The 13,805-nt window shown below is 44.1% G+C and carries 10 protein-coding genes; 5 read left to right on the forward strand and 5 right to left on the reverse strand.

Features of this window, described 5'->3' with window-relative positions; translation table 11 throughout:
* Window positions 1-2 precede the first annotated feature (2 nt).
* The 5 genes from VXQ11_RS13410 (at window position 3) to VXQ11_RS13430 (ending at window position 10,848) form a co-directional block, all read left to right on the forward strand.
* Window positions 3-4,127 (forward strand): UvrD-helicase domain-containing protein, encoded by a 4,125-nt coding sequence (locus VXQ11_RS13410; RefSeq protein WP_416706254.1) that lies wholly within the window; start codon window positions 3-5, stop codon window positions 4,125-4,127.
* Window positions 4,128-4,243: 116 nt separating this feature from the next.
* Window positions 4,244-5,968: an exodeoxyribonuclease V subunit alpha gene (gene recD / locus VXQ11_RS13415; RefSeq protein ID WP_416706275.1), complete on the forward strand. Its 1,725-nt coding sequence runs from the start codon at window positions 4,244-4,246 to the stop codon at window positions 5,966-5,968.
* Between the two features lie 776 nt (window positions 5,969-6,744).
* Window positions 6,745-7,014 carry a 30S ribosomal protein S15 gene (gene rpsO, locus VXQ11_RS13420; RefSeq protein ID WP_416706255.1) on the forward strand — a complete coding sequence of 90 codons (270 nt, stop codon included), beginning with the start codon at window positions 6,745-6,747 and terminating at the stop codon, window positions 7,012-7,014.
* 249 nt (window positions 7,015-7,263) lie between these two features.
* Window positions 7,264-9,351 (forward strand): polyribonucleotide nucleotidyltransferase, encoded by a 2,088-nt coding sequence (gene pnp / locus VXQ11_RS13425; protein WP_416681171.1) that lies wholly within the window; start codon window positions 7,264-7,266, stop codon window positions 9,349-9,351.
* Window positions 9,352-9,615: 264 nt separating this feature from the next.
* Entirely contained in the window at window positions 9,616-10,848 is a 1,233-nt protein-coding gene (locus VXQ11_RS13430; protein WP_064102189.1) for a magnesium transporter CorA family protein, read from the forward strand.
* A 114-nt stretch (window positions 10,849-10,962) separates the two neighbouring features.
* On the opposite strand, the gene VXQ11_RS13435 is transcribed toward VXQ11_RS13430, so the two are convergent.
* From VXQ11_RS13435 to VXQ11_RS13455, 5 genes are all read right to left on the reverse strand, one after another.
* Window positions 10,963-11,229, reverse strand: coding sequence for a YdcH family protein (locus VXQ11_RS13435; RefSeq protein WP_064094940.1), 267 nt, complete (start codon window positions 11,227-11,229; stop codon window positions 10,963-10,965).
* 86 nt (window positions 11,230-11,315) lie between these two features.
* Entirely contained in the window at window positions 11,316-11,645 is a 330-nt protein-coding gene (locus VXQ11_RS13440; protein ID WP_064094939.1) for a chaperone modulator CbpM, read from the reverse strand.
* Between the two features lie 20 nt (window positions 11,646-11,665).
* The gene (locus VXQ11_RS13445) at window positions 11,666-11,992 is read right to left on the reverse strand and encodes a hypothetical protein (RefSeq protein ID WP_416706256.1); all 327 of its coding nucleotides are present in this window, start codon (window positions 11,990-11,992) and stop codon (window positions 11,666-11,668) included.
* 149 nt (window positions 11,993-12,141) lie between these two features.
* Complete coding sequence (locus tag VXQ11_RS13450) at window positions 12,142-12,603, reverse strand: DUF2147 domain-containing protein (protein ID WP_416681135.1); 462 nt, start codon at window positions 12,601-12,603, stop codon at window positions 12,142-12,144.
* 325 nt (window positions 12,604-12,928) lie between these two features.
* On the reverse strand, window positions 12,929-13,804 hold the full coding sequence (locus tag VXQ11_RS13455) for an Hsp33 family molecular chaperone HslO (RefSeq protein WP_064094936.1): 876 nt from the start codon (window positions 13,802-13,804) through the stop codon (window positions 12,929-12,931).
* Between the last annotated feature and the right edge of the window lies 1 nt (window position 13,805).

Genomic DNA, 13,805 nt, shown 5'->3' on the forward strand with positions numbered 1-13,805 from the left:
GTATGACTTTATTAAAGCAGCAGATGCAAAAAGCCATTTCCACCAATCCGATTCAGGACATGAAATTCCGTGGCCTGCACTGGATTGAAGCCTCCGCAGGAACCGGCAAGACCTATACGCTCTCCAGTCTGATGGTGCGGATTTTTCTGGATCAGTATTATCCGCATCAGGTGATTGCGACGACATTTACCCGTAAGGCCACGGCTGAACTGAAAAACCGGGTACGGCTCCGGGTTGAGGAAACCCTGGCCTATATCCAGCATCATCAGCAGCTCAATTCAGTTGAAATCACAGCAAAAATCCAGAATGAAACCGATCCCTTATTTCAGCAGGTACTGAAAGATTATGGTTCACGGCCGGATTATGCCCGTCGCCGTTTACGTCTGGTGCTGAACCAGCTGGATGAACTGTTTGTCGGTACCCTGGACAGCTTTAGCCAGAAACTGTTACGTGAATTTGCATTTGAAAGTGGCAAGATTGAACGTGCAGAACTGACCGAAGATCAGGATCTGTATATCCAGCAGCTGATTCATGATGTACTGCGTGACTGGATTCAGCAACAGCCGCAATATATGGTCAATCATCTGTATGTTCAGAATCTGCTGAAACCGGTGGAGCATTATACCGGGCTGGTACGTGATGCACTGAATTTCAGCAAGCAGCATTTCCGCAAGATCGAACCGGCTGAATGTGACCTGAACAGATTGGAAGCCTGCATCAGTCAATTAGTGAATATTCAGGAGCATGATCTTGCCGTCATGCGGCGTTATTGTCAGGAAAGTCCGAAGTATTTTCACAAGAGTTTTTTGACCAAGTTAACCGAAATTTGTGAAAACTTTATGACCTGGAGCGCAGCCCTGCAAAATCAGGGGGGCATGAGTTTCTTTGATGCTGAATTGCAGCCGATTTTACTGAATCTGTGCCATTTGCGCCGCAAGAAAACCGATTTCCAGCCGACCACTCAGGTCTTTAACAAAAGCTGTCCGGATGCAGAGCAGCAGCTGATTTTGCAACATGGTCTGATCGTGGCAATTGATGCGCTGTGCGAGGTCAAACAGTATCTGGATGAGCAGCTGCAACAGCTTACGACCCATCTGGAATTTCATATTATTCAAAGTGTGCAGACCCGTTTGCCGCAAACCTTGCAGCAGCAGGGTGAAACCACTTTTTCCCAGCAAATCCGTACATTGGCGGAAGCATTGCAAGGCCAGCAGGGACAGCGTTTTGCCCAGTTTGTGCAGGCACGTTATCCGCTGATTCTGGTCGATGAATTTCAGGACACCAATCAGGATCAGGATGATCTGCTGGCCAAGATCTGGCGCGATGCCAACCGGGTGCAGTCCGGCTGCATGATTATGGTCGGTGATCCGAAACAGGCAATTTACGGTTTCCGTGGCGGCGACATGCTGACTTATAACAAGGCACACGCTGATGTACGCCACAAGCAGGGTCGTGAATATACCCTGATGCAGAACCATCGTTCAGTCAAACCGCTCGTAGAAGTGGTTGATGCGCTGTTCCAGCGGCAAATGGATTTTGGCGAACAGGTGCAGTACACCCGGATTCAGGCGGGTAGTCGCCCACATCCAGATCTGGTCGATATGGGCAGGATCAACCCGCAGCCCTTACGATGGATTCAGCTCGGTGAATCGGACCTGGAAGCAGATCAGGTGGCCTGGAAAATCCGTGCATTGCTGAATCAGTCTGCCCAGCAGCAACTGTACTTTCAGCAGAAAGAGCACCAGCAAAGCCTGAGCGCAGATGATATCGCCGTACTGGGGTTTGGACATTTTGCTCTGGAACAGGTGAAGCAGCGTCTGCAGCGTATGGGCATTCCCTGCTATAAGGAATCCAAACAGAGCGTGTTTGCCAGTCCAATTGCTCAGGATGTCGCGGCAGTATTGACGGCGATCATGGATCCTTTCAATGAGGCCAAGGTCAAGCGGGCTTTACTAACCCGTCTGCTAGGCTTCAATCTGAAAAAACTGATTGATTTGCAAGGCCAGAGTGAAGGCCTCAGTCGCTATATTGCCGATCTGGATATAATTCGGGAAATGTGGTTTGAGAAAGGCTTTTTGACCGCCTGGAATTATGCACTGAACCTGTTTCAGGTCTGGACCAATCTGGTGGCCAGTCAAAGTCTGGACAATGAGCGGGTGGTGGTCAATTTGCGCCATCTGACCGAGATGCTGAGCCAGCGGAGTGAATATTATCAGGGGGCGCAAAAACTCTATCATTGGTATTTGCGCCAGCTTCAGTCACCTTCAGACAAGGACAGCGAAAAAGAACGCAAGCTATCTGGGGATCATGGGGTGCAGCTGATGACCATTCATGCCTCCAAAGGGCTGGAATTTAAAGTGGTATTTTTATTGGGAGCAGATGCTGCTTTTGATGTGAATAAAGGCAACCTGAATTTTTCCCTGTCTGCGCCTGAACAGGACAATATTCTGGAACAATCCCGGGTGATTGCAGTCAATCACAAGAATTTGCATGAGCAGGCTATTCTGCAGAATGCAGCGCGTAATGCTGCCGAAAACCACCGGCTTTGGTATGTGGCGCTGACCCGTGCCAGTCACCGGGTATATGCCATGCTGCAGGACCAGAACGCACAGTCCGATTCCGGGCTGGCCTTCTGGCGTGGTCAGGGAGATCAATTGTTTCAACATGCTTTAAGTCTGGTCGAGCCGTCCCTGTCTCAGGAACCACCGCGTCTGGTCGAGCCATCGAACCATCATCAGGTTGACATGCGGGCGCAACCTTTGCCAGAGCGGCAGTTTTATCCGCGGACCAAAACCAGTTTTACGGCTTTGTCACAGCATCAGCTACATGGACATATCTTGCAGGACGATCTGGTCACGGCTTCTGAACAGCCCGATAGTGCCGCTGATGAAATTCATTTTACCGGTCTGGAAGAACAGCCAGCAGCCGTGCCCTTAGACTGGATTAGGCTGAATTTTCCCAAAGGCACCGTAGCCGGAACATTCTTGCACAGCATTTTTGAACATATTGATTTTCAGGACAGCAGTTACTGGAATCTGGAAATCCGGCGCCGTTTTAAAAATACCGCACCGCAAATCTGGCAGGAACTGAAAGAAAAATTTGAACAGGCTTTTCATATACGTAGTGTACTGGAACAGGCTTTTTCCCTGCATTATCAGGCCGCTGTGGTGAATCTTCGAACCCTGTTTCAGGCCACAGCTCAGGCAGATTTCAAAGCCGAGGAATTGCGTCATAGTATGCAGCGCGTATTGTCCAGCCTGAACTATAAGTTATTGACCGGAATTCGCCTGCATGACCAAAGTGAAGTTTATCGCCAGCAATGGCAGCAGCTGTTTCACTCGGCACAACAGCTCGAGCGTTCAGCTCTACTGGAATTTTTAGGTCAGTTTCAAGTGTATTTCGATGGGCTGGAGGATGACTCCTTTATCCAGTTTTTTGAACAGGAAATAGCTCAGCTCATACGCTCTGCAAGCACTGAATCGCTGAATGTGGACAGTATTTTCCAGACTGCTTTTGAGGGATTGCTGGACGAGATCACAGAAGATATTTTGCTGAATCTGATGCATCACTGGGTACATGACATTCTGGCCACTCCGATCCAGACAGATTTTGCCTTGGCACAGCTGGAGGCTAAACACTATCTGTCAGAATTTCCTTTTTATCTGTCCTTGACCGATGCCCCTTTGCAGATTCGGCAAATCCATCAGCTTTTTCTCGAACATGACATGGTCATGAGCGATTTTAATGAGGCCAAATCGGCGCGATATCTGACCGGTTCCATCGATCTGGTATATTTCGATGGTCAGCACTACCATATTGCCGATTATAAAAGTAACTTCCTCGGGCCGGATCAGCAGCACTATAGCACTGAAGCCATTCAGCAGAATATGAGCCAGTCCAGTTACTGGTTGCAGGCCGCTTTGTATTTGGTGGCGCTGCATCGGTACCTGAGTGCCAATAGGCAGACTTATTCGATTCAGCAGCACTTGGGCGGCGCAACCTATCTGTATTTGCGCGGGATGAATGGACAGGCGCAGCAAGGAGCCTATCATTGGCAACCAGACTCTGAATTCATAGAAAAACTGGATCAAATATTGGGCTATTTTGAGCAGAAAAAATCAGCATGATTTTGCAGTTTTATAAAATATGTATAGATTAAACATGAAATTATCCTGTGGATAACTTTGAGGATAACTGTGTGGAAAATGAGCAGAATCACGTGTCACAGCAACATTCCGATTTAATGGCCTGGATTGACTATCTGTGTCAGCCTCCATTCAGTACAGCTGCATTTGATCCGGCAGCAAAATTATTGATCGAGCAACTGCTGGAAGCGATGCAGGCGGGAGATAGCTGTATCGAGGTTAATCCTCAGCAGGTTGCATTATTGCATAATCTGGTTCTAGACCACCGTCAGCAGAGTGCAGGAATTGCACCATTTATTTGTGCAGATCAGCATTTATATCTGTACCGCTACTGGCAACTGGAACAGGCAGTCGCTACACAGTTGTTACGGATCAAGTCACAAACGGTGACTCCGGTGAATTTAAGCGAGCATAATCGCAATCTTCTCTCAGATCCACAGCAGAAACTGGCACTGGAAATGGTTGCTCAGCAGGCGCTGAATATTATTACCGGCGGGCCTGGAACAGGTAAAACCTATACCTTGGCGCATATTATTGCTGTGCTGTATGAAGCCTTGCCGCATATACGGATCGCTATGGCAGCACCTACCGGAAAGGCCGCGCAGCGAATGAAAGAAGCACTGCAAAAAGCCTTGCACAGTGAAGCGTTACAACAGTTTGAGCTAGAAGCATTAAAACAGTTACAACCGGTGACCCTGCATCGCTTACTAGGTCTGGGTACTCGCGGACAGCCACGCTTTCATGCCAAGCAGCCTTTGCCCTATGATGTGATCGTGGTCGATGAAGCCTCAATGCTGGATTTGAATCTGTCCCAGATGTTGCTGGCCGCCGTACCGCCTCATGCACGGCTGATTTTACTCGGTGATGCAGACCAGCTGGTCTCTGTGGATGTCGGAACGGTACTGGCAGATTTACAGCAAGTGGCCACTCTGAAGGATAACCGGGTCAATTTAATCACCACGCGACGTTTTGCGGCGGGAGCCAGGATTGGGGCAATGGCAGAGTTTATCCAGCAGAGTCATGAGCCTTCGGCAGTACTACGGAAATTTGAGCAGCAGATTGTGGCAGCCAGTGAGTTACAGGCGATCGATTTGGATCAGGTTGAGATCGACCAGTTGCAGTTGCAATACCTGCTCGCTGGCGCCGAACAGACCGCGCATAACTTGAATCAGTATTATGACCAGCTTATGTATGGTTATCAGGCTTATGTACAGGCCATACAATCAGAAGAAAACTCAGCTGATTTTGAGCAGTATGTGCAACAGGTGGTCAAAACTTTTGATGATTACCGGATTTTAACTGCAATCCGTTCTGGTGATCTGGGGCTGCTCAAGATCAATCTGCAGATTGAGCAACGTTTTCTGGCAGCCCAAGGTCAGTTGAAACAGGGTGACTGGTATGTCGGACGACCTGTGATGATGGGGTATAACGACTATCAGTTGGGACTATCCAATGGTGATATTGGCATCTGTTTTTTACGTGATCACTCTGGTCAGCGTCAGTTTGAAGTGTATTTCCCGAGTCTGGAAAAATGGGTATTAGCCACCCGTTTACCTAAAAGCATTGAAACTGCTTTTGCGCTGACCATTCACAAATCTCAAGGTTCAGAGTTTGCCCATACCGCAGTGGTACTGGATCAATATGCAAAAAACTTATTGAGCAAAGAGTTGATTTATACCGCAATTACTCGAGCTAAAAAGGTGGTCAGTTTATTGGTGGATTATGATGCTTTTACACAAGCACTATGTGTTAGAAGCATAAGAAAAAGTGGTTTGAGTCAGAAAATTATTGAACAATCTAGTAATTTGGTTGGCAAAAAATAATCAAATCGTGTAGGTAAAAGCTTACAAGGATTCAGGAAATTGACGCATAGAGCTTTTACTCAGTATTTGAGAAGATTGGTCCTACAAAATAACTCAACATGGAAAGTTGAGCATAATCGCATAATGATAATAATAATGTCGGTAGACAGCGAACTTACAGTGAAGTAAGTAAAAGAGGAAACTTACAGCCGCTAAGCCTTGTAGTTTTGGGAGAGACTACAAGGCTTTTTTATATCCTGTTATTTTTTAACTTCTAAGTTGTTAGATTATTATCTTAATTCCTTAACCTAATTTATATAATTTATTGAGTAGATTTAGGTAATTAAAGTTAAATAAAACGAGATTAATGTAATATTGTGCAACTTTCAGGCGGGAAATTGTACGCAATGGCTTACACCGAGATGCGCTAAATACCTCTATGTGTCTGGAGAGAGTGTGGCAAAATCTACCATACACGGAAGATGAATTTTCAACAGGATGTTTGAAAATAATAATAAGCGTAAAACGCTATATAACAATACAATAAATAATAATGATAAGAGAAAGAACTACAGCGCCAAAAAGCCCGAGTTTACTCGGGCTTTTTTTTATTCATTTTTTCGGAGCACCCAGAAAATGAGCGACCAAAACTATGCGAAAGTATGGATCTCTTTTTGCAATTTGACGCATTTTCCCTTAAAATATGCAACTTGCTGTAGTGATGCACGGCAGTCAAGGTTTTGAATTCTCATTACTTTGATTTTTATCAAAATATATAAGCATCTCGGAGAAATCGAATGGCTTTAACTAACGCAGATCGCGCAGAGATCATTGCTAAATTTGCTCGCGCTGAAAACGACACTGGTTCACCAGAAGTTCAAGTAGCTCTTTTAACTGCTCAAATCAATGACTTACAAGGTCACTTCAAAGAGCACAAACACGACCACCATAGCCGTCGCGGTTTGATCCGTATGGTTAACCAACGTCGTAAGCTTCTTGATTACCTAAATGGTAAAGACCACGGTCGTTATGTAACTTTGATCGGTGCTTTAGGTTTACGTCGTTAATTCGATTTAAACTTTATTTTCGGGTTTATTGCATGCTTTGTGCTGTATTGCTGAAAACTAAAGTTGGCTTAGCTTATGGCTAGGTCTGTGGAAGGGGCGAATATTTCGCTCCTTCTTTGTGTTTAAAAATAGTATTTAATCTGGTGAGGTCGGCTTCTAAGCTTTGTCATTTATTCGTCCAGCTGGTCGTGAATGCCAAACCTTAGGGGTCTCCACTAGAATAAAATTAGGAAAAAATAAAACATGTCGATGTTTAATATTGTTCGTAAAGAATTTCAATTCGGTCAGCACACTGTAACTTTAGAAACAGGTCGTATTGCCCGTCAGGCAAACAGTGTTGTAATCACCATGGGTGGTGTACAGGTGCTTGTAGCAGTTGTTGCACAGCCTAAAGCAAAAGCAGGTCAAGACTTTTTCCCATTGACTGTAAACTATCAAGAAAAGCAATATGCTGCTGGTCGTATCCCGGGTGGTTATGGCAAGCGTGAAGGCCGTCAGTCTGAAGCTGAGACTTTAATTTCACGTCTGATTGACCGTCCAATCCGTCCGTTATTCCCGGAAGGTTACTTCAACGAAATTCAAGTAACCGCAACCGTTATTTCTTCTGACAAAACGATGGATGCTGACATTGCTGCAATGTTAGGTACATCTGCTGCATTGTCTATCGCTGGTACACCATTCCGTGGTCCAATCGGTGGCGCACGCGTTGGTTTGATCAACGGCGAATACATTCTGAACCCGAACCTTGAACAACTCAAAGAGTCTGATCTTGATCTTGTGGTTGCCGGTACAGAATCTGCAGTGTTGATGGTTGAATCTGAAGCGAAAGAGCTTTCAGAAGACCAGATGCTGGGCGCTGTATTGTTTGGTCATGACGAAATGCAAATCGCGATCCAGGCGATCAAAGAATTTGCTGCCGCTGCGGGTGCAACTGAGTCAACTTGGGTTGCTCCGGTTAAAAATGAAGAACTTCTTGGCAAATTGAAAGAAGCATTCGAAGCGAAAATTTCTGAAGCATACACCATTGCAGTTAAGCATGAACGTTATGCAGCACTTGATGCACTTCAAGAAGAAGCATTGGCTCAATTCGTTCCTGAAAATGACGAAACTGGCATTGCTGATGAAGTTAACGAATTATTCGAAGATCTTAAATACCGTACCGTACGTGACAATATCCTGTCTGGTAAGCCACGTATTGATGGTCGTGATACCAAAACTGTTCGTGCAATTGACGTACAAGTGGGTGTTCTAGATCGTGCACACGGTTCTGCATTGTTCACACGTGGTGAAACTCAGGCGTTGGTAACAACAACTTTGGGTAATACTCGTGATGCACTGATGGTTGATACCCTTGCAGGTACCAAAACTGACAACTTCATGTTGCACTACAACTTCCCTGCATACTCTGTAGGTGAAACTGGTCGTGAATCTGGTCCTAAGCGTCGTGAAATCGGTCACGGTCGTCTGGCACGTCGTGGTGTTCAAGCTGTACTTCCTGCGGCTGACCGCTTCCCGTACGTGATCCGTATCGTTTCTGACATCACAGAGTCAAACGGTTCGTCTTCAATGGCGTCTGTATGTGGTGCTTCATTATCGTTAATGGATGCAGGTGTTCCACTGAAAGCACCAGTTGCGGGTATCGCGATGGGTCTTGTGAAAGAAGGCGAGCGTTTCGCAGTGCTTTCTGACATCTTGGGTGATGAAGATCACTTGGGCGATATGGACTTTAAAGTAGCTGGTTCTGCAAACGGTATTACTGCGCTACAAATGGACATCAAGATCGAAGGCATCACTGAAGAGATCATGGAATCTGCATTGAACCAAGCTTATGCGGGTCGTATGCACATCCTGAATGAGATGAACCAGGTGATTTCACGTGCGCGTCCTGAAATTTCGATGCACGCACCGACATTCCAGGTAATCAACATCAATCCGGATAAAATCCGTGATGTGATCGGTAAAGGCGGCGCGACCATTCGTGCGATTACTGAAGAAACCAAAGCGGCAATCGATATCGAAGATAACGGTACAGTTCGTGTATTTGGTGAAACTAAAGCGGCTGCGCAAGCGGCAATTGCAAAAATCCAGGCACTTACTGCTGAAGTTGAGCCAGGTACCATCTATGCAGGTAAAGTCATTCGTATCGTAGAATTTGGTGCGTTTGTAAACATCCTTCCAGGTACGGACGGTTTACTTCACATTTCTCAAATCTCGAACGAGCGTATTGCGAATGTGGCAGATGTTTTAAAAGAAGGTCAGGATGTGAAAGTACAGGTTGCGGATGTTGATAACCGTGGTCGTATTAAACTGACTATGAAAGACATCGAACAAGCATAATTGATTGCACATTCACATGGCTGAGTCCATGTGAATAAAAGATCAGTAAAAGCCCTGTACTTTGCCAAGGTGATTGCTTTGGCAGGTACAGGGCTTTTTTGTACCTTATTTTAAGCTGCGTAGTCATGAAGACTTATAAATAAAAGCATTATGTGATTGCTTAAGGTTTCAGCCCGACTCATAATTTTAAGGCTGATAGATAAAGTGGCTTAAGTTTCTATTCAGTCATAGAGCAATTAAAATAGTGAATAGAGAATAGTTTTAATGAAAATTTATTATTTTTATCAGCATCTTTCAGATCATTATCTTTCTGTACAAAAAGAACGCATTACAGATGCTGAAACTCAACTTGAATTTATCTGGATTGATTGCACCCGCATAGATGTTGTAAATCGTGTAGAAACTTGGCAAAAAGAAATATATCAACATGCTCATATGTCTTTAAATGAATTTCATGTAAAAGATATTTTAAATTTAGAGCATCCCTGTTCATTTGATACGATGGATGATTATAACTTGCTGATTTTCCGTAAGCTCATTACTCCGGATGATGAGATAGGGACGACAGATGAACAGCATGAACAAATGTTTGGTCTGGCTACCACACCTGTCAGTTTTATTATCACGCCGCAAGTTCTGGTTACGGTACGTGAACAAGGAAATAAAGTCCTACAAAACTATATTTCCCGGATTGAGCTAAATTTTATTCATTCTAACAGGGAACAGAATAAGTCACGTAAACTTCCAGCTTCACCTTTTGATTTGTCCTTGCGCCTACTAAACAGCATGGTGGATGGTTATCTGGATTTGCGTGTACCGCTGACCCGACGGGTTGGATTCTGGCAGCAAGAATTATTGCAAGGGCGTCGCCGATTTAAGAAATGGGATCAGTTATTACAAGAAAGCATCTCGTTTCAGCAGGTTGAAGATTTATGTGAAGAGCAGATTGATACTCTACAAGAATTCAGGGATGAAATTATAGATAATTACCCACATGCGAAAGGTAAGAAAAAGTCTGAACGACTGGATATATTGCTAGTCCGTATCAATGATTTGATCAGTCATGTGGAGCGAATTCAGAAACATATTGTTCGTCTGCGTGCTTCGATCCAAGCTACTATAGATTTACATTTTTCTGCAATCGCCAACCAAACCAATGAAAACATGCGTATATTGGCCATTATCACGGCCATCTTCGCACCTTTGAGCCTGTTAACCGGTATTTATGGGATGAATTTTGAGTTTATTCCAGGTTTGAAATCTCCCACCGGATTTTGGATAATGCTAATCGTCATGGGTATTACGACCATATTATTAATCTATTATTTTTATCGCAGACACTTGGTGGGTTTGGGCGAGAAAAGCGTGATTGATCTGTTAGCACAGCAAAATAAAGATCAACACATCAACCTGCTCTGGTTGCTGGACTATAAGCCCATCAGGCAGTCTGTCAAAAAAACCGTAGAAAAAGTCGAAAAACTGACCAAATTAAAATAAAAACAGTGACATCTTTTTTGTATACAAAGATAACATTTTTAAGCATAGCCAAGCGGATTCAAACATCAGGCACAATGTGCAGGATGATCCTGGCTTGGCTTGCCTGGCTCCTACTTAAGACAAGTTTCCTGCCTCAGCCGTTTGCGTCAGTATTTTATATATTTCGTCTTTTATTTTTAACTTCTTACGCTTAATCAGTTCAATATCGCTATTGATCTGATTGACTGGATCCAGTTCCAGCTGAGTGATTTGCTTGTCCAGTTCACTATGCTCCTCAAATAACTTGGCAAAGTGTGGATCTTCCTCCCGAAGCTGGACAATTAAATCGCGATATTCGGGGAACATGTATTTGATTTTCTTATTACAATCTTTGGTTTTCATAGTAACTCTAATACTCTCATTTTAAAATTAAATAGATAGCTCTGAGCTACCGCAAAAGTATGCAGATAGACAGAGCATTAGAGGATTTACTTGAGTTGCAAATGTTTAACCTCACGGCGTAACTCTTGCACTTCATCGATCAAATCCAGCATCATGGCAACTGCAGTAAACGAAGCATCGAAATCGCGTTGCAGACGGTAGGCGCGTTGTGCGCGTGATATATCTTCACCCAGGAAGATACTGTGCTGGGTTTTGGAACGGTCCGGCAATATTCCATATTCAATCAGTTGCATGACCCATTCCGGGCTTTGTCCGCATGCTTCGGCAAAGTGAGCCAGGTCAAATGAACGATCATCCACAATTTCCGATGGAATATAACCGTGTGAAAAACTTTCTTGGTATTGAATCGTAGTCATGGATCTACTCCTTAAACCGCCTAACTATGCAAAATGAAAGGAAAATTACGGTGCTGGTATAAAGCACCATCTTTTTCCTGATCTGCATATTTGGCATGATGATTCAGCTGATCATAAATGCAGAGAGAATATACGGGAGCATGCAATGATGCGGCCTCTCTGACCAAATCTGCTTCAGTAGCATCTAAATACAAAAGGATGGAGGCTGAACCTGTTTTTATAGTTTTATATTCGATCAGCAGGGCACGTATATTGACAAAGCTGCGATGAACAGGTGGCACCAAATGAGGATGACATAACAGCCCGAAAGGCAGAATTGAGGTTGAACGAGGCTGAAGATTGATCATCATATATACATGAATAAAAAATAACCGTCTTCAAACCATTATTATAATTTTCCGCCCTAGGAAACAGTTTTTATTTGTACCTTCTTGTTTCAAATCATGACAAAGTAAAAAGCCCCTGAAAACAGGGGCTTTAAAATCTATATTTTAAATTAATATTTTACCCAGGTTACACTGCGTCCGATCACTGATACGCCGACGTAACCACGTAAGGTCAGACGTTTACCATTCGTGCTTAAGCGTGCTTTACCTTTGTATACTTTGCCGCTGATCGGATCGAGCACTTTGCCATCATGGTATTCACGCGGTTTTTTTGGATCTGCTTTAAAATCCCAGATAAATGGCAACCCTAGGAAAGGCTTGTTCTTGAGCTGATCTGGACACTTATGGCAGATCCCCATTTTTTCTGCACCTGGCAGGCTGCGTGTTTCAACAATAATCCCTTCATAGCTACCATCCGCTTTCTTGCGAATTTCTACATCTGCACGGGAATAGCCAGATTGATCATCAATGGTTTTCCATTTACCCACTAGCGGATCTTCATAGGCAAAGGCCAAACTTGAAACTACGGCCAAACTCATCCCCATTACTAGAGTATTCAATAATTTCTTCATAACATGCCTGTTGGTAAGATAATCTATTCGTTTTAGAATTATTGCTCTAATTTATTTTAAAAGTGTAATTAAATCAAGAAAATAAAATGTGATTATTTTCTCTTAAATTTTCTGAAAATGAGAAATGTTAGGCTTTTATTGATGTAAATAATATCGCAATTTAAGTAGAGGTCTGGGGTGAGATTTACCAGAGAGTGAAACTTAAGGAACGGGCGAATTTTCTACTGTAAGGACATACTTTTTTCTATTCTTCAGCGTTGTAGAGATTCAAATGGAAAAAAAGCATTCCTGAAGAATGCTTTTTAAAACAGAGAAGTAGGGTTGGTTAGCTCAGATGCTCACCGAAAAGACCTAAAGCTTCTTCAGCCGTAAACGTATACTGGCTATTACAGAACTGACAGTCCATCTCGATCGGATTCTGGAATTCCAGTGTTTCACGGATCGACTCTATACCGATTTGCTGCAAGGCAACGGCACAACGCTCTTTAGAGCAGGTACAGCCAAACTTCAACACTTCCGTATCTGGCAGACGCACTTCTTCTTCATTATATAAACGATATAGAATATCAGTAGCTTGCAACCCAACCAGTTCTTCAGCCTTCAAGGTTTCTGTAAGCATGGTCAGACGTGGCCACAGATCTTCATCTACACGGCGTTGTTCTTCTTCACTATTACGTGGTAACAGCTGAATCAGTAAACCGCCCGCACGCTGCTGGTCACTTGCCAGTACGATGCGCGTCGGAATCTGTGCCGACAGATCGTAATACTGCATCAGACAGCCCGCCAGGTTTTCTTTATCAAGGGGTACGATACCCTGATAGCGTTCACCCATTTCTGGTTCGATATTGATGAACAGAACCGGAGAGTTTAGTGCCTTCAAAACCGTACTGCTGTCTTCGCCCACCAGAAAGTGTGGGTCTTCTTCATAATCCGCCAAAGCACGAACTTCACCCAAATGGTTGCATTCTGCCATGGCCCATTTAAATGTACCTGATGCCTGAATTTGCAGGCTGATACGGCCCTTAATTTTCAATGTACTGGCCAGCAGGGCAGTGGCACTGAGCATTTCACCTAACAGGATTTTAACTGCAGGTGCATAGTCACGTTGCGCTAAAATAGTTTGTAAAGCTTCTTCAAGATGCACCACTTCACCACGAACAGGGCTATCTTCAATAAAAAAGCGTTGGCGTAAATCAGACATA

The organism is Acinetobacter sp. 197 (assembly GCF_048148385.1).
GTDB lineage: Bacteria > Pseudomonadota > Gammaproteobacteria > Pseudomonadales > Moraxellaceae > Acinetobacter > Acinetobacter pecorum.

Bases quoted from the DNA above. Each gene is read 5' to 3' on its own strand.
- rpsO (WP_416706255.1), top strand. From the start codon at position 6,745: ATGGCTTTAACTAACGCAGATCGCGCAGAGATCATTGCTAAATTTGCT.
- VXQ11_RS13450 (WP_416681135.1), bottom strand. From the start codon at position 12,603: ATGAAGAAATTATTGAATACTCTAGTAATGGGGATGAGTTTGGCCGTA.
- VXQ11_RS13445 (WP_416706256.1), bottom strand. From the start codon at position 11,992: ATGATCAATCTTCAGCCTCGTTCAACCTCAATTCTGCCTTTCGGGCTG.
- pnp (WP_416681171.1), top strand. From the start codon at position 7,264: ATGTTTAATATTGTTCGTAAAGAATTTCAATTCGGTCAGCACACTGTA.
- recD (WP_416706275.1), top strand. From the start codon at position 4,244: ATGGCCTGGATTGACTATCTGTGTCAGCCTCCATTCAGTACAGCTGCA.
- VXQ11_RS13435 (WP_064094940.1), bottom strand. From the start codon at position 11,229: ATGAAAACCAAAGATTGTAATAAGAAAATCAAATACATGTTCCCCGAA.
- VXQ11_RS13440 (WP_064094939.1), bottom strand. From the start codon at position 11,645: ATGACTACGATTCAATACCAAGAAAGTTTTTCACACGGTTATATTCCA.
- VXQ11_RS13430 (WP_064102189.1), top strand. From the start codon at position 9,616: ATGAAAATTTATTATTTTTATCAGCATCTTTCAGATCATTATCTTTCT.
- VXQ11_RS13410 (WP_416706254.1), top strand. From the start codon at position 3: ATGACTTTATTAAAGCAGCAGATGCAAAAAGCCATTTCCACCAATCCG.
- VXQ11_RS13455 (WP_064094936.1), bottom strand. From the start codon at position 13,804: ATGTCTGATTTACGCCAACGCTTTTTTATTGAAGATAGCCCTGTTCGT.